The organism is Nocardioides sp. S5, assembly GCF_017310035.1.
GTDB lineage: Bacteria > Actinomycetota > Actinomycetes > Propionibacteriales > Nocardioidaceae > Nocardioides.
Genome location: NZ_CP022296.1, coordinates 867209 through 893573 on the forward strand (window position 1 = coordinate 867209; position 26365 = coordinate 893573).

Annotated in this window: 31 protein-coding genes; 29 read left to right on the forward strand and 2 right to left on the reverse strand. The window is 69.3% G+C overall.

What is annotated here, in order from left to right:
- Positions 1–124 precede the first annotated feature (124 nt).
- The 28 genes from CFI00_RS04310 to CFI00_RS04445 all read left to right on the forward strand — a co-directional run bounded on the left by CFI00_RS04310 (position 125) and on the right by CFI00_RS04445 (position 17245).
- A complete protein-coding gene (locus CFI00_RS04310) occupies positions 125–583 on the forward strand; it encodes an Lrp/AsnC family transcriptional regulator (protein ID WP_242532678.1) in 459 nt (152 codons plus the stop codon).
- A complete protein-coding gene (locus CFI00_RS04315) occupies positions 580–1971 on the forward strand; it encodes an aspartate aminotransferase family protein (RefSeq protein ID WP_207084050.1) in 1392 nt (463 codons plus the stop codon). The genes CFI00_RS04310 and CFI00_RS04315 overlap by 4 nt, the downstream gene beginning before the upstream one ends.
- Positions 1972–2017: 46 nt before the next feature.
- Positions 2018–2752 carry a tRNA (guanine(46)-N(7))-methyltransferase TrmB gene (locus CFI00_RS04320; RefSeq protein WP_207084051.1) on the forward strand — a complete coding sequence of 245 codons (735 nt, stop codon included), beginning with the start codon at positions 2018–2020 and terminating at the stop codon, positions 2750–2752.
- Between the two features lie 467 nt (positions 2753–3219).
- Positions 3220–3528: a 30S ribosomal protein S10 gene (gene rpsJ / locus CFI00_RS04325; RefSeq protein WP_008360994.1), complete on the forward strand. Its 309-nt coding sequence runs from the start codon at positions 3220–3222 to the stop codon at positions 3526–3528.
- Positions 3529–3535: 7 nt separating this feature from the next.
- On the forward strand, positions 3536–4201 hold the full coding sequence (gene rplC, locus CFI00_RS04330; protein ID WP_207084052.1) for a 50S ribosomal protein L3: 666 nt from the start codon (positions 3536–3538) through the stop codon (positions 4199–4201).
- Positions 4202–4203: 2 nt separating this feature from the next.
- Entirely contained in the window at positions 4204–5076 is an 873-nt protein-coding gene (gene rplD, locus CFI00_RS04335; protein ID WP_207084053.1) for a 50S ribosomal protein L4, read from the forward strand.
- On the forward strand, positions 5073–5378 hold the full coding sequence (rplW, locus tag CFI00_RS04340; RefSeq protein ID WP_135838846.1) for a 50S ribosomal protein L23: 306 nt from the start codon (positions 5073–5075) through the stop codon (positions 5376–5378). The genes rplD and rplW overlap by 4 nt, the downstream gene beginning before the upstream one ends.
- Positions 5379–5402: 24 nt before the next feature.
- Positions 5403–6239, forward strand: a complete 837-nt coding sequence (gene rplB, locus CFI00_RS04345; RefSeq protein ID WP_207084054.1) for a 50S ribosomal protein L2 — start codon at positions 5403–5405, stop codon at positions 6237–6239.
- A gap of 5 nt (positions 6240–6244) precedes the next feature.
- A complete protein-coding gene (rpsS, locus tag CFI00_RS04350; RefSeq protein ID WP_091109718.1) occupies positions 6245–6526 on the forward strand; it encodes a 30S ribosomal protein S19 in 282 nt (93 codons plus the stop codon).
- Positions 6523–6972: a 50S ribosomal protein L22 gene (gene rplV / locus CFI00_RS04355; protein ID WP_207084055.1), complete on the forward strand. Its 450-nt coding sequence runs from the start codon at positions 6523–6525 to the stop codon at positions 6970–6972. Before rpsS ends, rplV begins: the two co-directional genes overlap by 4 nt.
- Positions 6972–7793 (forward strand): 30S ribosomal protein S3, encoded by an 822-nt coding sequence (rpsC, locus tag CFI00_RS04360; protein WP_207084056.1) that lies wholly within the window; start codon positions 6972–6974, stop codon positions 7791–7793. Before rplV ends, rpsC begins: the two co-directional genes overlap by 1 nt.
- A 4-nt stretch (positions 7794–7797) precedes the next feature.
- Positions 7798–8217, forward strand: coding sequence for a 50S ribosomal protein L16 (rplP, locus tag CFI00_RS04365; protein WP_207084057.1), 420 nt, complete (start codon positions 7798–7800; stop codon positions 8215–8217).
- A complete protein-coding gene (rpmC, locus tag CFI00_RS04370) occupies positions 8217–8459 on the forward strand; it encodes a 50S ribosomal protein L29 (protein WP_207084058.1) in 243 nt (80 codons plus the stop codon). The genes rplP and rpmC overlap by 1 nt, the downstream gene beginning before the upstream one ends.
- The gene (rpsQ, locus tag CFI00_RS04375; protein WP_207084059.1) at positions 8456–8740 is read left to right on the forward strand and encodes a 30S ribosomal protein S17; all 285 of its coding nucleotides are present in this window, start codon (positions 8456–8458) and stop codon (positions 8738–8740) included. The genes rpmC and rpsQ overlap by 4 nt, the downstream gene beginning before the upstream one ends.
- Positions 8741–8864: 124 nt before the next feature.
- Complete coding sequence (gene rplN / locus CFI00_RS04380; RefSeq protein WP_056599693.1) at positions 8865–9233, forward strand: 50S ribosomal protein L14; 369 nt, start codon at positions 8865–8867, stop codon at positions 9231–9233.
- A gap of 3 nt (positions 9234–9236) precedes the next feature.
- A complete protein-coding gene (gene rplX, locus CFI00_RS04385; RefSeq protein ID WP_224273054.1) occupies positions 9237–9590 on the forward strand; it encodes a 50S ribosomal protein L24 in 354 nt (117 codons plus the stop codon).
- A 1-nt stretch (position 9591) separates the two neighbouring features.
- Positions 9592–10161 carry a 50S ribosomal protein L5 gene (gene rplE, locus CFI00_RS04390; RefSeq protein ID WP_207084061.1) on the forward strand — a complete coding sequence of 190 codons (570 nt, stop codon included), beginning with the start codon at positions 9592–9594 and terminating at the stop codon, positions 10159–10161.
- Between the two features lies 1 nt (position 10162).
- Positions 10163–10348 carry a type Z 30S ribosomal protein S14 gene (locus tag CFI00_RS04395; RefSeq protein WP_056599702.1) on the forward strand — a complete coding sequence of 62 codons (186 nt, stop codon included), beginning with the start codon at positions 10163–10165 and terminating at the stop codon, positions 10346–10348.
- A gap of 85 nt (positions 10349–10433) precedes the next feature.
- On the forward strand, positions 10434–10853 hold the full coding sequence (gene rpsH, locus CFI00_RS04400) for a 30S ribosomal protein S8 (RefSeq protein WP_135838853.1): 420 nt from the start codon (positions 10434–10436) through the stop codon (positions 10851–10853).
- A gap of 34 nt (positions 10854–10887) precedes the next feature.
- Positions 10888–11430 carry a 50S ribosomal protein L6 gene (rplF, locus tag CFI00_RS04405; RefSeq protein ID WP_207084062.1) on the forward strand — a complete coding sequence of 181 codons (543 nt, stop codon included), beginning with the start codon at positions 10888–10890 and terminating at the stop codon, positions 11428–11430.
- Position 11431: 1 nt separating this feature from the next.
- Positions 11432–11815, forward strand: a complete 384-nt coding sequence (gene rplR / locus CFI00_RS04410) for a 50S ribosomal protein L18 (RefSeq protein ID WP_207084063.1) — start codon at positions 11432–11434, stop codon at positions 11813–11815.
- Between the two features lie 46 nt (positions 11816–11861).
- Positions 11862–12482 carry a 30S ribosomal protein S5 gene (gene rpsE / locus CFI00_RS04415; protein WP_207084064.1) on the forward strand — a complete coding sequence of 207 codons (621 nt, stop codon included), beginning with the start codon at positions 11862–11864 and terminating at the stop codon, positions 12480–12482.
- Positions 12482–12664, forward strand: a complete 183-nt coding sequence (rpmD, locus tag CFI00_RS04420; protein WP_056599717.1) for a 50S ribosomal protein L30 — start codon at positions 12482–12484, stop codon at positions 12662–12664. The genes rpsE and rpmD overlap by 1 nt, the downstream gene beginning before the upstream one ends.
- Before the next feature lies 1 nt (position 12665).
- A complete protein-coding gene (gene rplO / locus CFI00_RS04425; protein ID WP_207084065.1) occupies positions 12666–13106 on the forward strand; it encodes a 50S ribosomal protein L15 in 441 nt (146 codons plus the stop codon).
- Between the two features lie 200 nt (positions 13107–13306).
- Entirely contained in the window at positions 13307–14602 is a 1296-nt protein-coding gene (gene secY, locus CFI00_RS04430; protein ID WP_207084066.1) for a preprotein translocase subunit SecY, read from the forward strand.
- Entirely contained in the window at positions 14603–15178 is a 576-nt protein-coding gene (locus CFI00_RS04435; RefSeq protein ID WP_207084067.1) for an adenylate kinase, read from the forward strand.
- 7 nt (positions 15179–15185) lie between these two features.
- On the forward strand, positions 15186–16010 hold the full coding sequence (gene map / locus CFI00_RS04440) for a type I methionyl aminopeptidase (RefSeq protein ID WP_207084068.1): 825 nt from the start codon (positions 15186–15188) through the stop codon (positions 16008–16010).
- A 203-nt stretch (positions 16011–16213) separates the two neighbouring features.
- The gene (locus CFI00_RS04445) at positions 16214–17245 is read left to right on the forward strand and encodes a TerC family protein (RefSeq protein WP_207084069.1); all 1032 of its coding nucleotides are present in this window, start codon (positions 16214–16216) and stop codon (positions 17243–17245) included.
- Positions 17246–17322: 77 nt separating this feature from the next.
- On the opposite strand, the gene CFI00_RS04450 is transcribed toward CFI00_RS04445, so the two are convergent.
- Positions 17323–18735 carry a serine/threonine-protein kinase gene (locus tag CFI00_RS04450; RefSeq protein WP_207084070.1) on the reverse strand — a complete coding sequence of 471 codons (1413 nt, stop codon included), beginning with the start codon at positions 18733–18735 and terminating at the stop codon, positions 17323–17325.
- Positions 18732–19910 carry an FHA domain-containing protein gene (locus CFI00_RS04455; protein ID WP_242532838.1) on the reverse strand — a complete coding sequence of 393 codons (1179 nt, stop codon included), beginning with the start codon at positions 19908–19910 and terminating at the stop codon, positions 18732–18734. Before CFI00_RS04455 ends, CFI00_RS04450 begins: the two co-directional genes overlap by 4 nt.
- A gap of 164 nt (positions 19911–20074) precedes the next feature.
- Between CFI00_RS04455 and CFI00_RS04460 the strand changes: the two genes are divergently transcribed.
- The gene (locus CFI00_RS04460; RefSeq protein WP_207084072.1) at positions 20075–26344 is read left to right on the forward strand and encodes a fibronectin type III domain-containing protein; all 6270 of its coding nucleotides are present in this window, start codon (positions 20075–20077) and stop codon (positions 26342–26344) included.
- The last annotated feature ends 21 nt before the right edge of the window (positions 26345–26365 follow it).

The following is a 26365-nucleotide window of genomic DNA, read 5'->3' on the forward strand; positions in this document are numbered from 1 at the left end:
GTGGCCAGATCGCCATAGTTGGCGACAACAAAACTGTCGGAATCGTGGATTTAACGCCCCGGAAATGCGGATTCCGCGCCCGTCGGCTTGCGAACCGGGCCTGCTGCACAGCACCATGGGCGGCATGAGTGAGGGAAGTGTGCGCCTCGATGCGACCGCCAAGCGCATCATCGAGCTCCTCCAGGAGGACGGGCGCATCTCGTACGCCGCGATCGCCAAGGCGGTCGGCCTCTCGGAGGCCGCAGCCCGCGCCCGCGTGCAGAAGCTCCTCGACTCCGACGTCATGCAGGTCGTGGCGGTCACCGATCCCACGCAGGTCGGGTTCACCCGCCAGGCGATGATCGGCGTGCGCACCGAGGGCGACCCGATGAAGGTGGGGGACCGCCTCGCCGAGGTGTCCGAGGTCGACTACGTCGTCACCACCGCGGGGAGCTTCGACCTCCTCGTCGAGGTGGTGTGCGAGGACGACCCGCACCTGCTCGACGTCATCCGTCAGGTCCGTGAGCTCGACGGCGTGGTCTCCTCGGAGACCTTCGTCTACCTCAAGCTCAACAAGCAGCACTACAACTGGGGAACACGATGAGCCTCCACTCCTCCGAAGGTGAGTCCTTCGACTACCAGACCGCCGGCCGCGACCACCTCTGGTTGCACTTCACCCGGCACTCGACCTACGAGAAGGGCGGCGAGATGCCGCTCATCGTCAAGGGCGAGGGGCACAAGATCTGGGACAGCCACGGCCGCGAGTACATCGACGGACTCGCCGGCCTCTTCGTGGTCCAGGTCGGCCACGGTCGCGACGAGCTGGCCGAGGCGGCCGCCAAGCAGGCGAAGGAGCTGGCCTTCTTCCCGCTCTGGTCCTTCGCCCACCCGCGCGCGGTCGAGCTCGCCGACCGGATCGCTGCGATGGCGCCCGGCGACCTCAACCGCGTCTTCTTCACCACCGGTGGCGGCGAGGCGGTCGAGTCGGCGTGGAAGCTGGCCAAGCAGTACTTCAAGCTCACCGGCAAGCCCAACAAGCACAAGGTCATCTCACGTGCCGTGGCCTACCACGGCACCCCGCAGGGCGCGCTCTCCATCACCGGCATCCCGCCGCTGAAGGAGATGTTCGAGCCGTTGGTCCCGGGCGCGCACAAGGTGCCCAACACCAACTTCTACCGCCGTCCGGACTACCTCGGCGACGACGAGAAGGCCTTCGGCCGCTGGGCCGCCGACCGCATCGCCGAGGCGATCGAGTTCGAGGGCCCCGACACCGTCGCGGCCGTCTTCCTCGAGCCGGTGCAGAACGCGGGCGGGTGCTTCCCGCCGCCGCCCGGCTACTTCGAGCGGGTCCGCGAGATCTGCGACGAGTACGACGTGCTCCTGGTCTCCGACGAGGTGATCTGCGCCTTCGGGCGGGTGGGGGAGATGTTCGGCGCCGCCGAGTTCGGCTACCAGCCCGACATCATCACCTGCGCCAAGGGCATGACCTCCGGCTACTCGCCGATCGGCGCGATGATCGCCAGCGACCGGCTCTTCGAGCCGTTCAGGTCGGGCACCACGGCGTACGCCCACGGCTACACGTTCGGCGGACACCCGGTGTCGTCGGCGGTCGCGATGGCCAACCTCGACATCTTCGAGCGCGAGGGCCTCACCGACCACGTCCAGCAGAACGCGCCGGCCTTCCGCTCGACGCTGGAGAAGCTGCTCGACATCCCGATCGTCGGCGACGTCCGCGGCCACGGCTACTTCTACGGCATCGAGCTGGTGAAGGACCGCGAGACCAAGGAGACGTTCGACGACGCCGAGTCCGAGCGGCTGCTGCGCGGCTACCTGTCCGGTGCGCTGTGGGAGGCCGGCCTCTACTGCCGTGCCGACGACCGCGGCGACCCGGTCATCCAGCTCGCGCCCCCGCTGATCATCGGCCAGCCCGAGTTCGACGACATCGAGCAGCGGCTGCGCTCGGTGCTCACCGGGGCGCTCGCGCACCTCTGAGCCGCCGGGCCGGCCGATGTGCGCCGGACCCGGGGGAGCGGGGAGGATGTCCGGCGTGAACGACGTCGTACGCCCTGCCCGACCGCACCACAAGCTCACCGCGGACGGGCGTCGCATGCGCGAGGTCCTCACCTACTCGCGGCGCGGCAGCAGGTTCACCCCCCGCCAGGCCGAGGCGTGGGCGGCGCACCAGGCCGACTGGGTGATCCCGGAGGAGGCCGTCGACCGGCCCGACTTCGACCTCGCCGAGCGCTTCGGGCGCGAGGCGCCGCTGATCGTGGAGGTCGGGTCCGGCATCGGCGAGGCGACGGCCGTGCTCGCCGCTGCGCGGCCCGACCACAACGTCCTCGCGCTGGAGGTGTGGCTGCCCGGTGTGGCCGACTCGCTGTGGCGGGTCGCCGAGGCGGGCGCCGACAACGTGCGGTTCTGCTCGGTCGACGCCGTCTGGTCGCTCGAGCACCTCCTGGCGCCGGCCAGCCTCGCCGAGCTCTGGACCTTCTTCCCCGACCCGTGGCGCAAGACCAAGCACCACAAGCGGCGCCTGGTGAACCCCGCCAACGCCGCGCTCGCCTCGTCCCGGCTGGTGCCGGGCGGTGCATGGCGCCTGGCCACCGACTGGGCCGACTACGCCGACCAGATGCGCGAGGTCCTCGACGCCGAGCCGACCCTCGAGGGCGGACCGGTGGAGCGGTGGTCCGAGCGTCCGGTGACCCGCTTCGAGCGCAAGGGCGTCGAGGTCGGCCGCGACATCCGTGACTTCCTCTACCGCCGCTCGGCGTAGGTGGGGCCCGCGATCGGGGCGCAACCGCGGTGTGGGCGTAGGGTGTGCCCTGCCGGTGCAGTCCCCGGACGGGTCCTCCAGGGCCCCCGGGACGACGTGCTGGGCGTGCCTCCACTGCGATTTGGCGTGGGCACGCCGAGTCTGTCAAGATGTTCCGGTTGCTCCGGCGGGTCGCCGGGGTGCGGCACACCTTGACTTCTGAATCGCGTCTCCTTGATCGAAACAGTCGTCCTGCGTGCTCCGCACCGGATCGAGAAGCTTCTTGATCGGAGACCCGACCAGATCCGACAGCCGTCGGGTGCCACCCAGAGCAGTACCGCTTCCCCGAGGGGTCGTGTGCGGAGAAACCACCGCGACACGCCCGACCGCGGGGGTCGGGGGTGGAGGAGAGACAGGCGGCGCTCGCCCACCAGGGGCCGAGAGCCGAAACCAGACCAGGCGTACGAGATCGAAGAGGACACGGACCTATGGCGGGACAGAAGATCCGCATCAGGCTCAAGGCCTATGACCACGAGGTGATCGACACCTCGGCGCGGAAGATCGTGGACACCGTCACCCGCACGGGTGCGAAGGTCGCCGGCCCTGTGCCGCTGCCGACCGAGAAGAACGTGTACTGCGTCATCCGCTCGCCCCACAAGTACAAGGACTCCCGCGAGCACTTCGAGATGCGCACCCACAAGCGCCTCATCGACATCATCGACCCGACGCCGAAGACCGTCGACTCGCTGATGCGTCTCGACCTGCCTGCCGGTGTCGACATCGAGATCAAGCTCTGAGGCTGACATGACGAACACTTTTGAGCGCAACGCGAAGGGACTGCTGGGCACCAAGCTCGGCATGACCCAGCTGTGGGACGAGAACAACAAGGTCGTCCCCGTCACCGTGATCGCGGCCGCGACCAACGTCGTGACCCAGGTCCGTCGGCCCGAGGTGGACGGCTACAACGCCATCCAGGTCGCGTTCGGCGAGATCGAGGCCCGCAAGGTCAACTCGCCCGAGGCCGGTCACTTCTCCAAGGCCGGTGTCACCCCGCGTCGTCACGTCGCGGAGATCCGCACCGCTGACGCCGCGAGCTACACCGTGGGCCAGGAGATCGGCGTCGACACCTTCGCCGCCGGCGAGGAGATCGACGTCACCGGCACCAGCAAGGGCAAGGGCTTCGCCGGTGTCATGAAGCGTCACGGCTTCCACGGTGTCTCCGCCTCGCACGGTGCCCACCGCAACCACCGCAAGCCGGGCTCGATCGGCGCCTGCGCCACCCCGGGTCGCGTGTTCAAGGGCACCCGCATGGCGGGCCGCATGGGCAACGACACGGTGACCACCCAGAACCTGACGGTGCACGCCGTCGACGCCGACAAGGGCCTGATCCTGCTCAAGGGTGCCGTTCCCGGCCCCCGCGGTGGGCTCGTCATGCTCCGCTCGGCTGCCAAGAAGACGCAGGAGGCCTGAGCATGGCTGTCAAGACCGTCAAGGTCGACCTCCCCGCCGAGATCTTCGACGTCGAGGTCAACATTCCCCTGATCCACCAGGTCGTGGTCGCCCAGCAGGCTGCTGCGCGCCAGGGCACGCACGCCACCAAGACCCGCGCCGACGTGCGCGGTGGTGGCCGCAAGCCCTACAAGCAGAAGGGCACCGGCCGCGCCCGTCAGGGCTCGACCCGGGCTCCGCAGTTCGCCGGCGGTGGCGTCGTCCACGGCCCGCAGCCGCGCAGCTACGACCAGCGCACCCCCAAGAAGATGAAGGCCGCCGCCCTGCGCGGTGCCCTCTCGGACCGGGCCCGCAACGGTCGCATCCACGTGGTCGACTCCCTGGTGTCGGGCGACAAGCCCTCCACCAAGGCGGCGATCACCGCGCTGACCTCGCTGACCGACCGCGTGGGCTACCTCGTGGTGCTCGAGCGGACCGACGCGATCACCTGGCTCTCGCTGCGCAACGCGCCCGAGGTCCACATCGTCGCCGTCGACCAGCTCAACACCTACGACGTGCTGAACGCCGACGACATCGTGTTCACCCAGGGCGCCTACGACGTGTTCGTGGGTGGCGCCTCGGCTGCGACGGCTGAGAAGTCTGCCGTCGCCAAGGCCGAGAAGCCCGCCGCGACCGAGCAGGCCAGCGACGAGTCGGCCCTGCCGGCCGGCGCGAAGGCCCCGCTGAAGAGCGGCAAGAACCCCAAGGGCTACGAGGTCCAGGGCCTGGAGTCCGGCACCTACCTCCTCGAGGGCGACGCCGGGTACGACGCCGCTGCGGGCGACTTCTGGTTCAAGTCCGCCGAGGACGCCGAGGCTGCTGGTCTGACCCGCGGCGAGAAGGAGAGCGACAAGTGAGCACCCTGCACAAGGACCACCGCGACGTCCTGATCGCGCCGGTCGTGTCGGAGAAGAGCTACGGCCTGCTCGACGCCAACAAGTACACCTTCATCGTCCACCCGGACGCCAACAAGACCGAGATCAAGATCGCGGTCGAGAAGGTCTTCGGAGTCAAGGTCACCTCGGTCAACACGATCAACCGCCAGGGCAAGACCCGTCGCACCCGCTACGGCCTGGGCAAGCGCCCGAACACCAAGCGCGCGATCGTCAGCCTCGCCGAGGGTCACCGCATCGACATCTTCGGAGGTCCGGTCTCCTGACCGGGCTCCTGACTAGGAACTGATATGGCTATCCGCAAGTACAAGCCGACCACCCCGGGCCGTCGTGGCTCGTCGGTGGCCGACTTCGTCGAGATCACCCGGACCACGCCCGAGAAGTCGCTGACGCGTCCGCTGCCCAAGAACGGCGGCCGCAACAACCAGGGCCGCATCACCACCCGTCACAAGGGTGGCGGTCACAAGCGCGCCTACCGCATCATCGACTTCCGTCGCTACGACAAGGACGGCGTGCCGGCCAAGGTCGCTCACATCGAGTACGACCCCAACCGCACCGCCCGCATCGCGCTGCTGCACTACGCCGACGGCGAGAAGCGCTACATCGTGGCCCCCAAGGGCCTCGTGCAGGGCACGCCGGTCGAGTCGGGCCCCAACGCCGACATCAAGCCCGGCAACAACCTCCCGCTGCGCAACATCCCGGTCGGTACGACCATCCACTGCGTGGAGCTGCGTCCGGGCGGCGGCGCGAAGATCGCCCGCTCGGCCGGCAACTCCGCCCAGCTGGTCGCCCGTGAGGGAAGCCGCGCGACGCTGCGCCTGCCCTCGGGCGAGATGCGCTTCGTCGACGTGCGCTGCCGCGCCACGATCGGTGAGGTCGGCAACGCCGAGCAGTCCAACATCAACTGGGGCAAGGCCGGCCGCATGCGGTGGAAGGGCGTTCGCCCGACCGTCCGCGGTGTCGTCATGAACCCGGTCGACCACCCGCACGGTGGTGGTGAGGGCAAGACGTCCGGTGGTCGCCACCCCGTCTCCCCCTGGGGCAAGCCCGAGGGCCGTACGCGCAAGCGCAAGGCCAGCGACTCCCAGATCATCCGTCGTCGCAAGTCCGGCAAGGGTAGGAAGTAACCGACATGCCTCGCAGCCTGAAGAAGGGCCCCTTCATCGACGACCACCTTCAGAAGAAGGTGGACGCCGAGAACGCGAAGGGCAGCCACAACGTCATCAAGACCTGGTCGCGCCGGTCGATGATCGTGCCCGACATGATCGGTCACACCATCGCCGTGCACGACGGTCGCAAGCACGTCCCCGTCTTCGTGACCGACTCCATGGTCGGCCACAAGCTCGGGGAGTTCGCACCGACCCGCACCTACCGCGGGCACGTGAAGGAAGACCGGAAGGGGCGTCGCCGATGAGCACCACCGAGCGCAGCCGCACCAGCGCGCGCCGCGAGTCGCTGCTCGGCGACCAGTCCGGCGCCTTCGCCAGCGCACGCTACGTGCGGATCACCCCGATGAAGGCTCGCCGTGTCGTCGACATGGTCCGCGGCCTCCAGGTCGACGAGGCCCTCACCCTGCTGCAGTTCGCGCCGCAGGCCGCCTCCGAGACCGTCTACAAGGTGCTGGAGAGCGCCGTCGCCAACGCCGAGACCACCGAGGGGCTCAACCGGGCCGACCTCGTGCTCTCGGTCGCGATGGTCGACGAGGGCCCGACGATGAAGCGTTGGCGTCCGCGTGCCCAGGGCCGTGCCACCCGCATCAACAAGCGCACCAGCCACATCACCCTCGTGGTGCAGCCGGCCGACGCGCTCACCGCGCCGGGCAAGAAGGCCCGCGCCTCCAAGAACGGAAAGGGTGCCTGATGGGCCAGAAGATCAACCCGAACGGGTTCCGCCTGGGCATCTCCACCGACCACAAGAGCCGTTGGTACGCCGACAAGCTCTACAAGTCCTACGTCGGTGAGGACGTCGCCATCCGCAAGCTGCTCTCCAAGGGCATGGAGCGGGCCGGCATCTCCAAGGTCGAGATCGAGCGCACCCGCGACCGTGTGCGGGTGGACATCCACACCGCGCGTCCGGGCATCGTCATCGGTCGCCGTGGCGCCGAGGCCGACCGCATCCGCGGCGAGCTCGAGAAGCTCACGGGCAAGCAGGTGCAGCTGAACATCCTCGAGGTCAAGCAGCCCGAGATCGACGCTCAGCTGGTCGCCCAGGGTGTCGCCGAGCAGCTCGCGGGCCGCGTGCAGTTCCGTCGTGCCATGCGCAAGGCGATGCAGACCTCGATGCGCTCCGGTGCCAAGGGCATCCGGATCCAGTGCTCGGGTCGTCTCAACGGTGCCGAGATGTCGCGCACGGAGTTCTACCGCGAGGGCCGCGTGCCCCTGCACACCCTCCGCGCCGACATCGACTACGGCTTCTACGAGGCCAAGACCACCTTCGGCCGCATCGGCGTGAAGGTCTGGATCTACAAGGGCGAGGTCGCCGGCACCCGTGCCGAGCGCCAGGCCCAGCAGGCCGCCCGCGCCGGTGCCCCCGGTCGCAGCGGCGGCCGTCCCAACACCCGTGGCGGCGACCGTCCGAGCCGTGGCTCGCGCGGCGACCGCGCTCCTCGCAGCGAGGCCACCGCTGAGACTTCAGCGGCCCCCGCCGCCGAGGCTGCACCGAGCACCGGACAGGAGGCCTGACCTCATGTTGATGCCCCGTCGCGTCAAGCACCGCAAGCAGCACCACCCCAAGCGCCGTGGCGTTGCCAAGGGCGGCACCACGCTGGCCTTCGGTGACTTCGGCATCCAGGCGGTCGAGGGTCACTACGTGACCAACCGACAGATCGAGTCGGCCCGTATCGCCATGACCCGTCACATCAAGCGTGGTGGAAAGGTCTGGATCAACATCTACCCGGACCGCCCGCTGACCAAGAAGCCTGCCGAGACCCGCATGGGTTCCGGCAAGGGTTCCCCCGAGTGGTGGGTGGCGAACGTCAAGCCCGGCCGCGTCATGTTCGAACTCTCCGGCGTCGACGAGGTGACTGCTCGTGAGGCCATGCGCCGCGCGATGCACAAGCTCCCGATGAAGTGCCGGTTCATCTCCCGTGAGGCCGGTGAATTCTGATGGCTACCAAGCTGAACGCCCACGAGCTCGACGAGCTCAACGCCACCGACCTGGAGGCGAAGCTGCGCGAGGCCAAGGAGGAGCTGTTCAACCTCCGGTTCCAGGCGGCCACCGGCCAGCTGGACAGCCACGGCCGGCTCCGCGTGGTCAAGAAGGACATCGCCCGCATCTACACCGTGGTCCGCGAGCGCGAGCTCGGCATCCGCACCACGCCGGGCACCAACGAAGAGGCGAAGGCATGAGCGAGAACACTGCGACCCAGTCGGCTGACGAGCGCAACCAGCGCAAGGTCCGCGAGGGCCTCGTCGTGAGCGACAAGATGGACAAGACCATCGTCGTGGCCGTCGAGGACCGCGTGAAGCACGCGCTCTACGGCAAGGTCATGCGCAAGACGTCGCGCCTGAAGGCCCACGACGAGACCAACCAGTGCGGCATCGGCGACCGGGTCCTGATCATGGAGACCCGCCCGCTGTCCGCCACCAAGCGCTGGCGCCTGATCGAGGTCCTCGAGAAGGCCAAGTGAGCCCTCGGTGAGGTGAGCCCCGCTCGCCCCACCCGGACCCACTCCCAGCACAGAACCCCACCAGTTCGGCCAGGCTCGTGCCCCGCGAGGGCATGAGAACCAGCTCGACAACCAGGAGAAACCAATGATCCAGCAGGAGTCGCGACTCAAGGTCGCCGACAACACCGGTGCGAAGGAGATCCTCTGCATCCGTGTTCTCGGTGGCTCTGGGCGTCGCTACGCCGGCATCGGTGACGTCATCGTCGCCACCGTCAAGGACGCGATCCCCGGTGGCAACGTCAAGAAGGGCGACGTCGTCAAGGCCGTGGTCGTACGCACCGTCAAGGAGCGTCGCCGCGCCGACGGTTCCTACATCCGATTCGACGAGAACGCCGCCGTCATCCTCAAGAACGACGGTGAGCCGCGCGGCACGCGCATCTTCGGCCCCGTCGGTCGTGAGCTGCGCGAGAAGCGCTTCATGAAGATCATCTCGCTCGCCCCGGAGGTGTTGTGAGAGATGGGTAAGAGCATGAACATCAAGAAGGGCGACACCGTCAAGGTCATCGCCGGCAAGGACAAGGGTGCCCAGGGCAAGGTCATCTCGGTGCTCCGTGAGGAGGACCGGCTGATCGTCGAGGGCGTGAACCTCGTCAAGCGCCACACCAAGTCCGTCCAGCAGACCGGCACGACCGGGGGCATCATCACCCGCGAGGCGCCGATCCACGTGTCCAACGTGATGCTGGTCGAGGGTGACGGCGTCACCCGCGTCGGCTTCCGCCGCGACGAGGTCACCAAGCGCCGTCCCGACGGCTCGACCTACACCGCCAGCCGCTCGGTCCGCGTGTCCCGCAAGACCGGCAAGGAGATCTGAGATGGCCGAGACCACCCAGACCACCGAGATTCCTCGGCTCAAGGCGCGCTACCGCGAGGAGATCGTCCCCGCCCTGCGCACCGAGTTCGACATCGCCAACATCATGCAGGTCCCCGGCCTGACCAAGATCGTGGTCAACATGGGTGTCGGCGAGGCTGCTCGCGACTCCAAGCTGATCGAGGGCGCCATCCGCGACCTCACCGCGATCACCGGCCAGAAGCCGGCCGTGACGAAGGCCCGCAAGTCCATCGCTCAGTTCAAGCTGCGCGAGGGCATGCCGATCGGTGCGCACGTCACGCTGCGCGGCGACCGCATGTGGGAGTTCCTCGACCGCCTGCTGTCGCTGGCGCTGCCCCGCATCCGTGACTTCCGCGGTCTCTCGCCGAAGCAGTTCGACGGTCGCGGCAACTACACGTTCGGTCTCACCGAGCAGGTCATGTTCCACGAGATCAACCAGGACAAGATCGACCGGTCGCGTGGCATGGACATCACCATCGTGACCACCGCCACCAACGACGACGAGGGTCGTGCGCTGCTCAAGCAGCTCGGCTTCCCGTTCAAGGAGAACTGACATGGCGAAGACTTCCCTCAAGGTCAAGGCCGCTCGCAAGCCGAAGTTCGCTGTCCGCGGCTACACCCGCTGCCAGCGCTGCGGCCGTCCGAAGTCCGTCTACCGCAAGTTCGGCCTGTGCCGCATCTGCCTGCGAGAGATGGCACACCGCGGCGAGCTGCCCGGAGTCACCAAGTCCTCCTGGTGACCACGGTCTCCTGGTAACCACCTCAACACGTTGAAGGTCGAGCCGGCCGCGCGCCGTTCGAAACCACGACGAGAAAGAACCCATCATGACGATGACTGACCCGATCGCAGACATGCTCACTCGTCTGCGCAACGCCAACCAGGCGTACCACGACGTGGTGTCGATGCCTTACAGCAAGATGAAGGCCGGCCTCGCGGAGATCCTCAAGCAGGAGGGGTACATCACCTCCTACGACGTGGCCGACAACGTGTCCGCCGAGGGCGAGCCCGCCGTCGGCAAGACGCTGACGGTGACGCTGAAGTACGGCCGCAACCGGGAGCGCTCGATCGCCGGCGTACGCCGCATCAGCAAGCCCGGCCTGCGCGTCTACGCCAAGAGCACCAACCTGCCCAAGGTCCTCGGTGGCCTCGGCGTCGCGATCATCTCGACGTCGCAGGGACTGCTGACCGACCGTCAGGCGAACCAGAAGGGCGTGGGCGGCGAAGTCCTCGCCTACGTCTGGTGACCCGGACCAACTGAGACCAGGAAGAGAGAGAAGCATGTCGCGCATTGGCAAGCTCCCCATCGCGGTCCCGTCCGGTGTCGACGTCGCGATCGACGAGTCGCTGGTGACGGTCAAGGGCCCCAAGGGCACCCTGTCCCACACCATTGCGGCGCCGATCACGGTCGCCAGGGGCGAGGACGGCATCCTCGAGGTGCAGCGTCCCGACGACGAGCGCAACAGCCGCTCGCTCCACGGCCTGACCCGCACGCTCATCAACAACATGGTGGTGGGTGTCACCGAGGGCTACGAGAAGAAGCTCGAGATCGTGGGCGTGGGTTACCGCGTCCTGCCGAAGGGGCCGACCCAGCTGGAGTTCCAGCTCGGCTACTCGCACCCGATCATCTTCGACGCCCCCGAGGGCATCACCTTCACCGTCGAGGGCCCGACCAAGCTCGGTGTCGTCGGCATCGACAAGCAGCTTGTCGGAGAGACTGCGGCCAAGATCCGCAAGCTCCGCAAGCCCGAGCCCTACAAGGGCAAGGGCGTGCGCTACGCCGGCGAGCACATCCGTCGCAAGGTCGGAAAGGCCGGTAAGTGACATGGCGATCTCGCTGAGCAACAACAAGCACACCGCGAACCGCGTCCGTGCCCGGCTGCGCCGACAGGCGCGTGGTCGCAAGCGCATCAACGGCACCGCCGAGCGTCCGCGCCTGGTGGTCACCAAGTCGGCCAAGCACCTCTCGGTGCAGGTCGTCGACGACCTCCAGGGCGCCACGCTGGCCTACGCCTCCACGATGGAGGCCGACGTCCGCGGCACCGACGGCGACAAGACCGCCAAGGCGAAGAAGGTCGGCGAGCTCGTCGCCTCCCGCGCCAAGGCGGCTGGGATCGAGGACGTCGTCTTCGACCGTGCCGGGAACAAGTACCACGGTCGCATCGCGGCCCTCGCCGATGCCGCCCGGGAGGGCGGATTGTCCTTCTGATCGCCTCACGCGACCAGAGAGAGAACTTAGATATGGAGCACATCTCATGAGCGGAGCCCAGCGCGGACAGCGCAGCGGTGGCTCGGGCGACCGTCGCGGACGCGACAACGGTCGTGGCCAGGCCGAGAAGTCTGTCTACATCGAGCGAGTCGTGGCGATCAACCGTGTCGCCAAGGTCGTGAAGGGTGGTCGTCGCTTCAGCTTCACCGCCCTCGTGATCGTCGGTGACGGTGAAGGCCTGGTCGGCGTCGGCTACGGCAAGGCCAAGGAAGTTCCGGCCGCGATCGCCAAGGGTGTCGAGGAGGCCAAGAAGCACTTCTTCAAGGTCCCCCGCATCCAGGGCACCATCCCGCACCCGGTCCAGGGCGAGAAGGCCGCAGGCGTCGTCCTGCTGCGTCCCGCCGCTCCCGGTACCGGTGTGATCGCCGGTGGTCCGGTGCGCGCGGTGCTCGAGTGCGCCGGCATCCACGACGTGCTGAGCAAGTCGCTCGGCTCGTCCAACCAGATCAACATCGTCCACGCGACGGTCGAGGCCCTGCGGATGCTCGAGGAGCCCGAGGCCGTCGCTGCTCGCCGTGGCATGCGGGTCGAGGACGTCACCCCGGCTGCGCTGCTGCGTGCGCGCGCCGAGGGCCAGCTCGAGGCGACGGCGGGGGTGCAGCAGTAATGGCACAGCTCAAGGTCCAGCAGAAGCGCGGCCTGGTCGGTCTGAAGGCCAACCAGCGCGAGACGCTCCGTTCGCTCGGTCTCAAGCGGATCGGCGACGTCGTCGTCAAGGAAGACCGCCCGGAGATCCGAGGCATGATCAACACCGTCCGTCACCTGGTGACGTTCGAGGAGGTGGAGTGACATGACGCTCAAGCTGCACCACTTGCGTCCCGCTCCGGGTGCCAAGACCGCGAAGACCCGTGTGGGTCGCGGTGAGGCCTCGAAGGGCAAGACTGCCGGCCGTGGTACCAAGGGCACCAAGGCGCGCTACCAGGTCCCGGTCGCCTTCGAGGGTGGCCAGATGCCGATCCACATGCGCCTGCCCAAGCTGAAGGGCTTCAAGAACCCCTTCCGCGTGGAGTTCCAGGTCGTCAACCTCGACCGCCTCGGGGAGCTCTTCCCCGACGGCGGCACCGTGACCGTCGCCGACCTCGTCGCCAAGGGCGCGGTCCGCAAGGGCCAGCCCGTCAAGGTGCTGGGCCAGGGCGACATCTCGGTGGCCGTCCAGGTCAGCGCCAACGCGTTCTCGTCCTCCGCCAAGGAGAAGATCGAGGCCGCCGGCGGCACCGCGACCGTGGCCTGAGGCCACCGATCGCTCATCTGATGAAGGCCCGGCCGCACAGTGGGAACTGTCGGCCGGGCCTTCGTCGTTCTCCTTGTGTCTCGGGGGGAAGCGGGTCCGACCCCGACTGTTAGGCTTCCCCGGGCTCCGCGCCGTGCAACGGTGCGGCACCCTCGTCCGCCCGCCGATCCTGGTTGGGCACCCTTACGAAAGAGGAACCAGTGCTAGGCGCGTTCGCCAACGCTTTCCGGACGCCGGACCTGCGGCGCAAGCTGCTGTTCGTGCTGCTGATCATCACGATCTTCCGGCTCGGCTCGCAGGTGCCCACCCCGGGTGTCAACGTGGCCAACGTCCAGGCCTGCATCAGCCAGCTGGAGGAGGGCGGGCTCTACAGCCTCATCAACCTCTTCTCCGGTGGTGCGCTGCTCCAGCTCACCATCTTCGCGCTGGGGATCATGCCGTACATCACGGCCTCGATCATCCTGCAGCTGCTCGTCGTGGTGATCCCACGGCTCGAGGCGCTGAAGAAGGAGGGTCAGGCCGGTCAGGCCAAGATCACCCAGTACACCCGCTACCTGACGCTCGGCCTGGCCGTCCTCCAGGCGACCGGCATCGTGGCCCTCGCGCGCAACGGCGCCCTCCTGCAGGGCTGCACCCGTGACCTGCTGCACGACGACACCACCAGCACGTTCCTGGTCATGGTCGTGACCATGACCGCCGGCACGGCCGTCATCATGTGGCTCGGTGAGCTCATCACCGACCGCGGCATCGGCAACGGCATGTCGATCCTGATCTTCACGCAGGTCGTCGCGACCTTCCCGGCGGCGCTGTGGGGCGTCCAGACCTCCAAGGGCTGGCTCGTCTTCAGCGTCGTGATGGTCATCGGCCTGATCCTCGTCGCGGCCGTCATCTTCATCGAGCAGGCGCAGCGCCGCATCCCGGTGCAGTACGCCCGCCGCATGGTCGGGCGCAAGATGTTCGGCGGCAACTCGACCTACATCCCGCTCAAGGTGAACCAGGCCGGCATCATCCCGGTCATCTTCGCCTCGTCGCTGCTCTACCTGCCGGCGATGGCGGTGCAGTTCAACCCCGAGAGCAGCAACCCCGTGCTGGACTTCATCGGCACCTACCTCGTGGGCGGCGACCACCCGCTCTACATGATCACCTACTTCGCGCTGATCATCTTCTTCACGTACTTCTACGTCTCGATCACCTTCAACCCTGTCGAGGTGGCGGACAACATGAAGAAGTACGGCGGCTTCATCCCCGGGATCCGGGCGGGCAAGCCGACCGAGGACTACCTGTCCTACGTCCTGTCCCGCATCACGTTCCCTGGAGCGATCTACCTCGGCCTGATCTCGCTCGTGCCCCTGATCGCCTTCGCGGCGATCGAGGCCAGCCAGAACTTCCCGTTCGGAGGCACCTCGATCCTCATCATGGTCGGCGTCGCGCTCGACACGGTGAAGCAGATCGAGAGCCAACTCCAGCAGCGAAACTACGAAGGATTCCTGAAGTAGATGAGACTCATCCTCATGGGCCCGCCGGGTGCGGGCAAGGGCACGCAGGCCCGCTTCGTGGCCGACCACTTCGGCGTGCCGGCCATCTCCACCGGAGACATCTTCCGGGCCAACGTCTCCCAGGGCACGCCCCTGGGCGTGGAGGCCAAGCGCTACATGGACGCCGGTGAGTACGTCCCCGACGAGGTCACCAACCACATGGTCCGCAACCGGATCGACGAGGAGGACGCCCGGCCGGGCTTCCTGCTCGACGGCTACCCGCGGACCCTCGCGCAGGTCACCGAGCTCGACGGGATGATCGGCTTCACCGGCCACCAGCTCGACGCGGTCGTGGTGCTGACGGTCGACCCCGAGGAGCTCGTGCAGCGTCTGCTCCAGCGGGCACAGACCGACGGTCGCACCGACGACACCGAGGACGTCATCCGGCGTCGCCAGGAGGTCTACGCCGAGCAGACCGAGCCGCTCATCGGGGTCTACCGCGAGCGCGGCATCCTCATCGAGGTCGACGGGATGGGTGAGGTCGACGACGTGACGGCCCGCATCTTCGCCGCCCTCGACGCGATCCCGCGGAGCTGAGCCTGCCGTGGGCTTCCGCGACCGCGGGATCGAGATCAAGACCGCCGAGCAGATCGACCTGATGCGGGTCGCGGGCCGCCTCGTGGGGGAGACCCTCGAGATCCTGCGCGCAGCGGTCCGTCCCGGTGTGACCACGCTCGAGCTCGACACGTTGGCGGAGGCCAACATCCGCGACCGCGGCGGCGTCCCGTCGTTCAAGGGCTACAGCCACCCGCCCTTCCCGGCGACGATCTGCGCCTCGGTCAACGACGAGGTCGTGCACGGCATCCCCGGCTCGCGCGCGCTCGCCGAGGGTGACGTCATCTCCATCGACTGCGGGGCGATCGTCGAGGGCTGGCACGGCGATGCGGCCATCACCGTCCCCGTCGGCGAGGTCCCTGACGACGTGCGCGAGCTCCTGCGGGTCACCGAGGAGTCGCTGTGGCGCGGCATGGCCGCCGCCAGGCTCGGCGGGCGGGTGAGCGACATCAGCCACGCGATCGAGTCCTACGTCCGCTCCGAGGGGCGCTACGGCATCCTCGAGGACTACACCGGCCACGGGATCGGCACCGAGATGCACATGGCGCCCAACGTGCCGAACGTCGGTCGACGCGGCCGCGGCCCCTCGATCGTCGAAGGCCTGGCGCTGGCTGTCGAGCCGATGGTGACGCTCGGCAGCAAGCACACCGACCTGCTCGAGGACGAGTGGACCGTCGCGACGGTCGACGGCTCGTACGCCGCTCACTTCGAGCACACCTTCACCGTCACGCCGGCCGGCACGTGGGTGCTCACCGCCGTCGACGGTGGCGAGCAGCGGCTCGCAGCGCTGGGCGTCCCGTTCGGCGGACGCTGACCGGGATTTCGCGTGCCGTCGCGGGTGCGTGGAAGACTGGGCGGGTTGGAGGGGAGTATTCCCCGTAGTGGTGGTGTCGTCAGCACGGCCCTTGCGCGAGCGGGGCCCGGTGCCACTGGTTCGCGCTGACGCGAGCGGAAGAGACCTCCGGCGTCCGCGTGCTGCGCGGACCCGTACCCCACCCGATCCCAAGGAGCAACAGAGTGGATGTCCCCACCTGGGTCTGGATCGCCACGGCCGTGGTGACCCTCGCGATCTTCACCTTCGACCTTGCCGTCGTCGGGCGCCGCCCGCACGAGCCGAGCATGAAGGAGTGCGCGACCTACCTCTCCATCTACGTCGGCATGGCCGTCCTCTTCGGCCTCGGCGTCTGGTACACCTCGGGTGGCACGTCGGCCCTGGAGTTCTACTCCGGCTGGCTCGTGGAGTACTCGCTCTCGATCGACAACCTCTTCATCTTCATCATCATCATGGCCAAGTTCGCCGTGCCCCGGGAGCTCCAGCAGTACGCCCTGATGATCGGCATCGTGATGGCGCTGGCCATGCGCGCGATCTTCATCGCCGTGGGCGCCGCTGCGATCAGCAACTTCAGCTGGATCTTCTACCTCTTCGGCCTCTTCCTGGTCTACACGGCGGTCAAGCTGGCCAAGGAGGGTGCCGAGGACGAGGACGAGGACGAGTTCGAGGAGAACAAGCTCGTCGCCTTCATCGAGCGCCGGTTCCCGGCCACCTCGGAGTGGCACGGCAAGAGCCTGTTCACCGTCGACAACGGCAAGCGCATGATCACCCCGATGTTCATCGTGATCCTCACGCTCGGGACCACCGACCTGCTCTTCGCGCTGGACTCGATCCCGGCGATCTTCGGCATCACCAAGGAGCCCTACCTGGTGCTCACGGCCAACATCTTCGCGCTGATGGGCCTGCGCCAGCTCTACTTCCTCATCGGTGGCCTGCTCCAGCGCCTGATCTACCTGTCGTACGGCCTGGCGTTCCTGCTGGCCTTCATCGGCGTGAAGCTCTTCATGCACGCCCTGCACGAGAACGAGCTGCCGTTCATCAACGGTGGTGAGCACCTCGACTACACGTGGCTCGAGATCCCGATCTGGCTCTCGCTCGTGGTCATCATCGCCACGCTGGCGATCACCGCCGTGCTGTCCCTGTGGGCCTCCAGCAGGATGTCCGCGGAGGAGCAGGACGCGAAGTCGGGTCCGCGCCGCGACTTCCAGGACGACTGACGCCCTGACGCAGCTCCACGCAGCCGGCCCGGCGCGCTCACCACGAGCGCCCGGGCCGGTGGCACGTCACCCGTCGCTCAGGTGACGCACTCCTTGGCGGTGGGGGAGTTGTCCGACCCCCGTGTCATCCGCACGTCGAGGCAGATCGGCTCGTCGGTGCGCACCAGCAGCTGCTGCCGTGTGGTGCTGCCGTAGGCGCCGGTGTCGTCGCGGTGGTAGCTGAAGGAGTCGCCCGGCTCGGGGGGGACCGGTGGACGCCACTCGAAGAGCACACCGCGCGGCGTACGCTCCCCGGTCAGGCCCGGTGCCTCGGTCAGCACGTCCGGCACGACGGCGCTGGGCGTCTGGGAGTCGGTCGGGAGCACGACTCCCGGGTCCTCCTCGCGATCACCCCCGCCGCCGAGCACCAGGTAGCCCACGACCAGTGCGAGCACGGCGGCACCGACCCCGGCCCACACCAGGCCCGAGACCCGGCTGCGGTCCTGCTCGTCCTCCTCGGCGAGCGGTGCCGGCACCTGCGGGGCGATGCGGCGCGGGCCGCTGGCGGAGATGACGGTCACCGGCTTCATCGCGGTGGCGTCCTCGGGAGCCTCCGCGACCTCGGGTGCGGCGACCGAGGAGTCGGGCCGGTCGCCCTCCACCGCGACCGCGGTGCGCGCCCAGCCCGCGGCCGACTCGATGCGCTGCAACGCGCGGGCGAGCTCCAACGCGCTGGAGGGCCGGTGCTCGGGCCGCTTCGCCAGGCACTGCTGCAGGAGGCGGTCGAGGGCGGGCGGCACGTCGGGTCGCTGGGTGGCCGGGGGAGCAGCGTGCAGGATGCGTGCGCTCAGGGCCCGGGTGGAGTTGTCGCCGGAGGGGATGGAGAAGGGTGAGCGCCCCACGAGCAGGTGCCAGATCGTGGCGCCGAGCGAGTAGACGTCGGAGGCCACCGAGCCGTTGGAGCGGCCGTCGAGGAGCTCCGGCGGCGACCAGGGGTAGGAGATCCGGACGTCGTTGTCGCCCTCGACGTCGGCCATGTGCCCCGCGATGCCGAAGTCGGTGAGGGCCGGCTCGTGGTAGGTCGTCACGAGCACGTTGCTCGGCTTGATGTCGCGGTGCAGGATGCCCGAGCGGTGGGCGGTCTCGATGGCGCTGGCCAGCTTGATGCCGGTCGCGACGGCGTCGACCGGCGCCATCGGGTTGGAGCGCACGCGGATCCCGAGGTCGGGCGGCGGGCAGTAGCGCATGACCAGGAACGGTCGGCCGCCCTCCGCCGTCACTCCGGCGGTGATCACCGAGACGATGTAGGGGTGGTCGGCCAGGCGCGCCATCGCGTTGGCCTCGGCGGTGAAGAGGTACTTCTCCCGGTCCGTGAGCGGCACGTCGGGTCGCACGACCTTCACCGCGACCCGCTGGCGCGGCCACTGCTGCTCGTAGAGGAACACGTCGGCGAAGCCGCCGCTGCCCAGGTGCTCGACGAATGCGAACCCGGGGATGACCGGAGCACTCACCGGGCGGTCGCCCCCGTCTCGTAGCGGACCGCGTAGACGTGCGCCATGTCGAGGACCGTACCTGCCTCGAGCACGTAGGCATCGCCGGCCGTCATGCGCTGCGGCTCACGGCCCGGCGGGGCGATGGTGGTGCCGCCCCGGCTGTCGAGGTCGCGGGCCACCACGTCCCAGCCGTCGAGCTCGATCTGCAGGTGCCGGCGCGAGACGAACGAGTGGTCGGCGGGCAGGTGCACCAGGTGCGGCCAGTCGGTGCTGTCCTGTGCCGGCGCCGGCTTGCGGCCCAGGATGACGCCACGGTCGAGCGGCACCACCTCCCCGGTCGGCAGCCGGAGCCCGCCGAGCGGCGGCCGGTCCACGCGTCGCGGCTCCTGCGGTGCGACCCGCTGGTGGCAGACGCGGCACTGCGGTGAGGCCGGGGGCGTGAGGTGGCCGAGCGGGCAGCTCACCGCCAGCACCGTGGGCGCCGTCGGGTGGGAGAGGTGGGCCGGACGGAAGGTGGTGGACCCGTCGTGGTCGTCGGGCTCGGGGGTGGTGTGAGGTGCGGAGGCCGGCCGGATCGTGGTGTGGGCGCCCTCGTCGATCCGCTGCATCAGCAGGGGGTCGGGCTCGGAGGTGTCGGTGAGCGATCCGGTGTCCTGCGCCGGTCGCAGGGTCCGGGTGCGCGGCGGGGGCCCGTCAGGGCCCTTCGCGGCGAGGATCGCGGCCGGGATCCCGTCGATGAGGGGCGCGCCGGCGGGGGCGGGAGCCGCTGCCGCCTCGAGGGGCTGCAGCGGCGGGGCCGTGCGGACCGACAGCGGCCGCAGCTCGACGCGATCGGCGGCGACGACGCCACCCACGAGGCGCCGGGTGCTCGACAGGCCGTCGGGGTCGGCCCCGGCGTCCAGGCTCAGGACCCGCGCCGGGCCGGACAGGCGCACGTGCCCGGCGCCGCGCGACAACGTCGTGGAGGCACCGGAGGTGAAGTCGACGACCGCGAGGCCCGGAGGGTCCCCGGCGAACGCCTTCTCGACGATCGCCAGCACGCGCTCGACCGCCCCGGCCCCGGACGGTGCGGTCATCGACAGGGCCTCCCAGACCTCCTCCACGACCTGCTCGTCGCCGGGGTCGGTCATCAGCACCCAGTGGGCGCCACTGCCGAGCAGCACACCGGTCCCCCCGGTGTACCTCGCTTCCACGATCAACGTCGGCTCCCCTCGTGCACGCCCACGGCTCCATCATCACCTATCGCCCATGTCCGCCGCAGGAGGTCCCGACTTGTCGAAATCTGGGCTGCATACTTACCCTCCTGTGGTTGACTGCGGCGGGCGCACGTCAACGGGTGTGGCCAAGGGGGAATGGCGTGGCACGTGGGTCCTTCGTGCGCCGGCACCGGGTGGGCATCGCCTCGGGGGTCGCGCTCACCATCGCGACCGGCGCGGTCGTCGTCTACGCCGTCACGGCGAGTGGGTACAAGAAGCACGAGGCCGAGCTCAACGACGGCGGCATCTGGGTCGTCAACGGCAAGAAGGGCTGGTCGGGCCGGCTGAACAAGCCGATCAACCAGCTCGACGGAGTCGTGCCGAGCCCCGAGGGCAGGACACGCCTCGACGTCGTCCAGGACGGTGCCGCCGTCGTGAGCCTCAACCTCAACGCCAGCCGCGGCCAGGCCATCGAGACCAGCAAGCTGGAGTCCCAGGACGGCGGCACCGCCGCGATCCCCACCGTGGGCGACGTGCAGATGGCCGGCTCGACCCTGGCCAGCGTCGACGCGGAGACCGGGCAGCTCTGGGCCGTGCGCTACGACGACCAGCTCGGCAAGCCGGTGATGAGCGCCGTCGACCGCCAGGCCGACCCGATCGCCGAGGTCGGCGAGGGGGCCGCGCTGGCCGTCGCCCAGGACGGCACGATCGTCGTCACCTCCTCGGAGGAGGGCACCGTCACGACGGTGGCTCCCCGCGACGCCGGGTTCGCCGAGCCCGACACCGGCGACCTCCCCGGCGGGGCCGGCCAGGTCAGCCACGTGACCACGGTCGGCGAGCGGATCGTCACCCTCGACGCCGACGCCGGCGTGCTCAGCGTCGTCGACGGCGCGACCACCACCGTGCCCGCCGACAGCGTGCTGCAACAGGCCGGACCCTCCGCCGACGCTGTGCTCGTGGGTGCCCCCGACGGGTTGCTGGGCGTCGACCTCGACTCCGGTGACGTCACCTCGATCTCGGACAGGTCCGGCGTGCCCGTGGAGCCCGTACGCCTCGGCGCCTGCGTCTTCGGCGCCTGGTCGGGCGGCAAGGGTGCGGTGGCGGTCCAGTGCGGGTCGGACGAGGTGAACCAGGACGCCCTCGGTGGCGACGCCACCAGCCTCGCCTTCCGCGTCAACCGGGGCGAGATCGTGCTCAACGACGCCACCAGCGGCACGGTGTGGGACGTCCAGCAGGACCGTCCGGCCAGGATCGACAACTGGGAAGCCTTCACGTCGAAGAAGAAGAACCAGGACGACGAGAACGAGAACGAGAACCAGACAGACGCCGACCGGCGCCCACCCCGGGCCGAGCCCGACTCCTACGGCGTACGCGCCGGGCGCACCACCGTGCTGCACCCGCTCGACAACGACTCCGCCCCGGAGGGCCGGATCCTCAGCATCGTCGACGTCGACCAGCCCAGCGGCGGGGCTCGGGTCGAGATCAGTCCCGACGGCCAGACGCTCGTGCTGCAGATGCCCGAGGACGCGCGGCCCGCGACCTTCGACTACTACATCGACGACGGGCGCAACGGTGTCTCGGACAACGCCAGCGTCGAGGTCAGGGTGCGCGGCGAGCTGCAGAACGAGGCGCCGGAGCTGCGGGAGGGCTACGAGAAGCCGACCTACAAGGTCCCGCACGGCGGCGCCCTCTCCGTCCCGGTCCTCGCCGACTGGCGCGACGACAGCGATGGCGACACCCTGCTCCTCGACTCGGCGAAAGCAGTCGGCGGCGAGGAGTCCGGCGCGTCCGCCCGGACCACGGCCGACGGGCGGATCCGCTTCACCGCGCCCCGGACCGCCGCCGACTCCCAGCAGCTGGTGCGCGTGGAGTTCGCGGTGACGGACGGCCGCTCCGAACCGGTCCGCAAGTCCATCGGCTTCCAGGTCCAGGCGCCCAAGGACCAGAAGGCCTTCGCGCCGACCGCCGAGCCCGACGTGGTGCGCGGCGAGGTCGGCCGGCCGATCAAGATCCGCCCCCTGCTCAACGACCTGCCCGGCTCGGACCCCAACACTCCCAACGCCGAGCTGTCGCTCGGCGGCAAGGTGCCCCAGCAGCCCGGCGCGAAGATCGTCGCCGACCTCGACGCCGGCCAGCTGACGTTCACCGGCGAGCGTGCCGGCACCTTCTTCGTCAGCTACAACGCCGGCTACGGCAACGCCCCGCTCGACCTGGGCACCATCCGGGTGGACGTGAAGCCCAAGCCCAAACGGGCCGCGGAGCCCATCGCGATGCCCGACACGCTCACGATCTACGGCCAGGCCCCGGGGATCGTGGACGTGCTGGCCAACGACCTCGACCCGGCCGGCGGCCTGCTGGTGGTGCAGCGTGCGGCTGCCGACCGCGTCGGTGACCTCGACGTGGCGATCATCGACGGCCGCTGGCTGCGGATCTCGGCGCTCCGCCCGGACGCGGGGTCCATGACGCGGACCGTCTCCTACACGATCAGCAACGGCGCCAGCTCCGGCGTACGCGGCGAGGTCGTGGTGACCCAGCGCCCCAAGCCGGCAGACAACACGCCCATCACGGTCGCCGACCGGGTGGTCGTGCGCGCGGGAGCAGCGGTCTCCGCGCCCGTGCTCGACAACGACGTGTCGCCCTCGGGCGACCGGCTGACGCTGCTGGGCGACCTGGTGGACGGCCCCACCCCCGGCCAGCTCGAGGTGGTCGCGCCGATCGACGTGACCGGCGACGTCGGCAAGGCGTTCGTGTCGGGCCGCGTCGTGCGCTACGTCGCTCCCGAGCAGGTCGAGGAGCGTGACACCTACACCGTCACCTACGTTGCGCAGAACCTCGACGGCGAGCGTGCCAACGGCCGCCTGCAGGTCACTGTCGTCCCCGCCGACGACCCCAACGACCCGCCCGAGCCGCCGACCCTTGAGGGTCGGGTGGTCTCCGGCGACGACGTCAAGATCCGCGTGCCCGGTGTCGGGGTGGACCGCAACGGCGACCCCGTCACCGTCACCGGCATCACCTCCGCGCCGCGGCTCGGCCGGATCGTGTCCTACGGCGGCAACTTCCTCGAGTACCAGGCCTACCCGCGCACCGCGGGCACCGACGAGTTCACCTACGCCGTGGTCGACGCCCAGGGGGCCTTCGCCACCGGCACCGTCCGCGTCGCGGTGGTGGAGCCGGGGCAGCCCCAGCCGCCGCTGGCCGTCGAGGACAGGCTCACCGTCGAGCCCGGCCGCACGGCGACCTTCGACCCGCTGGCCAACGACTTCATCGCTGCGGGTGACTCCGTGGAGATCGAGCTGCTCGAGAAGCCCGAAGGCGCTCGCCTCGATCCCGGGACCAACCTCGTCACGGTGCCGGCGCCGGACACGCTCGACGCCCCACCCACGGTCCTCGTCTACCGGGTGACCAACGGCCTCAGCGAGTCACGCTCGACGATGACCCTGCAGACGGCCGACGACTTCAACAACCCGCCGATCGTCTACGACGCGTTCGGTCGCGCCGACGACAGTGGCAGCGTCGTGGTCGACGTGCTCGAGGGCGCCTACGACCCCGACGGTGCCGCCGAGTCGCTCGAGGTGACCGGCGTGGCCGGGGATCCGTCCGCCCGTGTCGTCGACGGGGTGGAGGTCCGCGCGAACCGTGGCGAGGCGCCGAAGGTGCTGCCGTTCGAGGTGCGCGACGCCGACGGTGCGATCGCCGTGGCGTCGGTCTACATCCCGCCCACCGGCAACGGCCTGCCCTACGTCCTGCCCGACGCCCGAATCGTGCTCGATGCGGGCGAGACGGTGACCGGCAGGATCTCCGACCACGTCGCGGCGCCCGACGGTGCCGACGTACGCCTGGCGTCCGGACGCCGCTCCTACTCGGCATCGCCGCAGGAGCTGCAGGTCGGCCCAGACGGCGACAACCGTTTCTCGCTGTCCGCGGCTGCGGGCTTCAGGGGCCCGGGAGCGCTGCTCGTCGAGGTGACCTCGGCGCGTGACGCCAGCGGCAACGAGGACACCTCGACCACGGAGGACGGGGCGACGGTCCTGCTGTCGATCCCGGTCCAGGTCGGCGACGACACCCCGACGCTCGAGTGCCCCACGACGGTGGTGCCCATCACGGCGGGCCAGCGCTACGACCTCGACATCGCCACCTTCTGCACCGTGTCGACCCCCGACCCCCGCGACGTCGCGGGCCTGTCCTACAGCGCTGAGTGGTCCCAGGACATCGACGGCGTGGACGTCGGCGACCCCGAGGGGTCCGTTGTCGCGATCACGGTGGCCGATGCCGCCACCGAGGGCGGCGAGGCCGTGCTCACCGTGCAGGCGGAGGGGAGCAACACCCAGGAGGTGCGTTTCCGCCTGGCCCAGGCCCCGGCGCCGCGCTTGCTCCCCATCAAGGTCGAGACGATGGAGGCCGGGCAGAGTCGGACCTTCGACATCGCCTCCTACCTCGAGGCCGGGGTGGCCGACCCGGACCCGAGGATCGTCACGGTCGACAACACCGGCAGTCCCGGCGTACGTGCCTCGATCAACGGGAGCCGGCTCACGCTGACAGCGGACGAGGACACGCGCGGCGTGCGGGCGAGCTTCCGGCTGGTGGTCAGCGACGTGTCGACCGACGACCCGCCCAGCTCGCGTCGCGCGGAGGGGCGCATCGAGTTCCAGGTCGTGGGCGTGCCCGAGGCCCCCGGTGCCCCGCGTCCCTACCGCGACGCCACCCGGTCCGGGGCGGTCGAGATGGCGTGGGCACCGCCGGACGACGACGGCGGCGCGCCCGTCCTCCACTACGTCGTCCGCGAGGAGAAGTCCAAGGACGAGCAGCGCTGCGACACCAACGAGTGCGTCTTCCGCAACCTGAAGAACGGGCGCAACTACAACTTCCGGGTCAAGGCGGTCAACCGCGTCGGCGCGAGCGAGTGGAGCGACCTCTCGCAGACCGCCCAGGCCGACACCGCTCCCGGGCGCGTGCAGAACATCCGGATGACCGACCGTGGCGACGGGACCATCACGATCGTGTGGGACAAGCCGTCCACCGCGACCTCCAAGATCATCGACTACACGATCACCTACGTCGGCAGCCCCAACGGCGTGACGGTGCCCGGTGACTCCCCCCGCTTCGTCGCCACCGGGCTCGACAACAACACCAAGTACGTCTTCTTCGTCAAGGCCCAGAACGAGGTGGACTACTCCGGGGTGCGGCAGTCACCGGAGTTCCAGCCGCTCGGCACGCCGCCGGCCCCGGCAGCGCCGGCCGTCGCCGACCTCGAGTCGGGCCCGAACCAGACCGACCTCCGCATCTCCTGGCAGTCGGTGCTGCCCGAGGGGCCGGGGCCCACCGTCTACTCGGTGAGCTACAACAACGGCGCCACGTCCGCCGTCGTGCCGGGGTGCCAGGGGATCACCTCCCTGACGTGCGTCCACAGCGGTATCCCCTACGACGGTCTCACCTACACCTACCGGGTCGTGGCCGCCAACATCACCAACAAGTCGGTCCCCAGCGCGAGCACCGCCATCGAGGCCGTCGGGCGACCCGCCGCGTGGGGGGCCTTCCAGGTGACGCCCACCGGCGCCAACCAGGAGGCCGAGGTCTCCTACACGGTGCCGGACTCCCGCGGCAGCACGAGCAAGGTGGAGATCCTGGTCGCCGGGCTGGTGGTCAGGACGTTCAACCAGCAGACGGGTCCGGCGTCCGCGAGGATCCCCACGCCGGGCAACGAGCAGCCCTACCCGGTCCAGCTGCGCGTGTGCAACGAGGATGCTCCCTCGGGCTGCACCTTGAGCGGGGTCCAGAACGTGCAGACCTACGGCCGGCTGGACGGCATGCTCGGCGACCTCGACAACTCGACGGTCAACGGCAAGACCGTCACGTGGACGGCCACAGGCTCGAGCAACGGTGATGCCGCCCGTCTGCGTTACCAGGTCAACAACGGTGCCGACCAGTTCATCAACCTCACCGGCGTCGGGTCCTTCAGCCAACCCATCACGATCACCACCGATGAGTTCGCCCAGGACGTGAAGCTCGAGCTGTGGCTCGAGGACACCTCGCCCGCCAACCGCGGCGGTGACTATGCGGAGGACGAGGCGAAGAGCGATGCGCCACCACCCGGCGTCTCGGCCTCGCGCGGCCTCAAGTGCAACGACGGTGACAACGACCCGAAGAACAACTGCTGGGACAACAAGGACTACCCGTGCCAGGTGGCCACGTGCGGTTTCGTCGACTTCACCGTCTCCGGCTTCTTCGAGCCGTTCACCTGCGCGGTCAGCAACAATGCCAACAACGGGTTCCCCAACTGGAGCAAGACCTACAGCTTCAACGCGACGTTCTTCGGGTCGGTGACCCAGCAGACGAGTTGGTACTACCCGTCCGGCACCGTCACGGTCTTCTGCAAGGGGACCGGCTTCTACGGCAAGCAAGCCGCGTCGACCTTCAGCTGGCCCGCCGACTGAGGCCGACCCAGACCTCACCAC

Excerpts from the sequence above, each read along its gene's own strand:
- rplN (WP_056599693.1), top strand. The coding sequence starts at position 8,865 with ATGATCCAGCAGGAGTCGCGACTCAAGGTCGCCGACAACACCGGTGCG.
- rplB (WP_207084054.1), top strand. The coding sequence starts at position 5,403 with ATGGCTATCCGCAAGTACAAGCCGACCACCCCGGGCCGTCGTGGCTCG.
- rpsS (WP_091109718.1), top strand. The coding sequence starts at position 6,245 with ATGCCTCGCAGCCTGAAGAAGGGCCCCTTCATCGACGACCACCTTCAG.
- rpmD (WP_056599717.1), top strand. The coding sequence starts at position 12,482 with ATGGCACAGCTCAAGGTCCAGCAGAAGCGCGGCCTGGTCGGTCTGAAG.
- CFI00_RS04310 (WP_242532678.1), top strand. The coding sequence starts at position 125 with ATGAGTGAGGGAAGTGTGCGCCTCGATGCGACCGCCAAGCGCATCATC.
- rpsH (WP_135838853.1), top strand. The coding sequence starts at position 10,434 with ATGACGATGACTGACCCGATCGCAGACATGCTCACTCGTCTGCGCAAC.
- rplX (WP_224273054.1), top strand. The coding sequence starts at position 9,237 with ATGGGTAAGAGCATGAACATCAAGAAGGGCGACACCGTCAAGGTCATC.
- rpsQ (WP_207084059.1), top strand. The coding sequence starts at position 8,456 with ATGAGCGAGAACACTGCGACCCAGTCGGCTGACGAGCGCAACCAGCGC.
- rplD (WP_207084053.1), top strand. The coding sequence starts at position 4,204 with ATGGCTGTCAAGACCGTCAAGGTCGACCTCCCCGCCGAGATCTTCGAC.
- CFI00_RS04320 (WP_207084051.1), top strand. The coding sequence starts at position 2,018 with ATGTCCGGCGTGAACGACGTCGTACGCCCTGCCCGACCGCACCACAAG.
- rplC (WP_207084052.1), top strand. The coding sequence starts at position 3,536 with ATGACGAACACTTTTGAGCGCAACGCGAAGGGACTGCTGGGCACCAAG.
- rpmC (WP_207084058.1), top strand. The coding sequence starts at position 8,217 with ATGGCTACCAAGCTGAACGCCCACGAGCTCGACGAGCTCAACGCCACC.
- rplP (WP_207084057.1), top strand. The coding sequence starts at position 7,798 with ATGTTGATGCCCCGTCGCGTCAAGCACCGCAAGCAGCACCACCCCAAG.
- rplO (WP_207084065.1), top strand. The coding sequence starts at position 12,666 with ATGACGCTCAAGCTGCACCACTTGCGTCCCGCTCCGGGTGCCAAGACC.
- rplV (WP_207084055.1), top strand. The coding sequence starts at position 6,523 with ATGAGCACCACCGAGCGCAGCCGCACCAGCGCGCGCCGCGAGTCGCTG.
- rplF (WP_207084062.1), top strand. The coding sequence starts at position 10,888 with ATGTCGCGCATTGGCAAGCTCCCCATCGCGGTCCCGTCCGGTGTCGAC.
- rpsC (WP_207084056.1), top strand. The coding sequence starts at position 6,972 with ATGGGCCAGAAGATCAACCCGAACGGGTTCCGCCTGGGCATCTCCACC.
- CFI00_RS04315 (WP_207084050.1), top strand. The coding sequence starts at position 580 with ATGAGCCTCCACTCCTCCGAAGGTGAGTCCTTCGACTACCAGACCGCC.
- CFI00_RS04435 (WP_207084067.1), top strand. The coding sequence starts at position 14,603 with ATGAGACTCATCCTCATGGGCCCGCCGGGTGCGGGCAAGGGCACGCAG.
- rplE (WP_207084061.1), top strand. The coding sequence starts at position 9,592 with ATGGCCGAGACCACCCAGACCACCGAGATTCCTCGGCTCAAGGCGCGC.
- rpsE (WP_207084064.1), top strand. The coding sequence starts at position 11,862 with ATGAGCGGAGCCCAGCGCGGACAGCGCAGCGGTGGCTCGGGCGACCGT.
- rpsJ (WP_008360994.1), top strand. The coding sequence starts at position 3,220 with ATGGCGGGACAGAAGATCCGCATCAGGCTCAAGGCCTATGACCACGAG.
- CFI00_RS04395 (WP_056599702.1), top strand. The coding sequence starts at position 10,163 with ATGGCGAAGACTTCCCTCAAGGTCAAGGCCGCTCGCAAGCCGAAGTTC.
- rplR (WP_207084063.1), top strand. The coding sequence starts at position 11,432 with ATGGCGATCTCGCTGAGCAACAACAAGCACACCGCGAACCGCGTCCGT.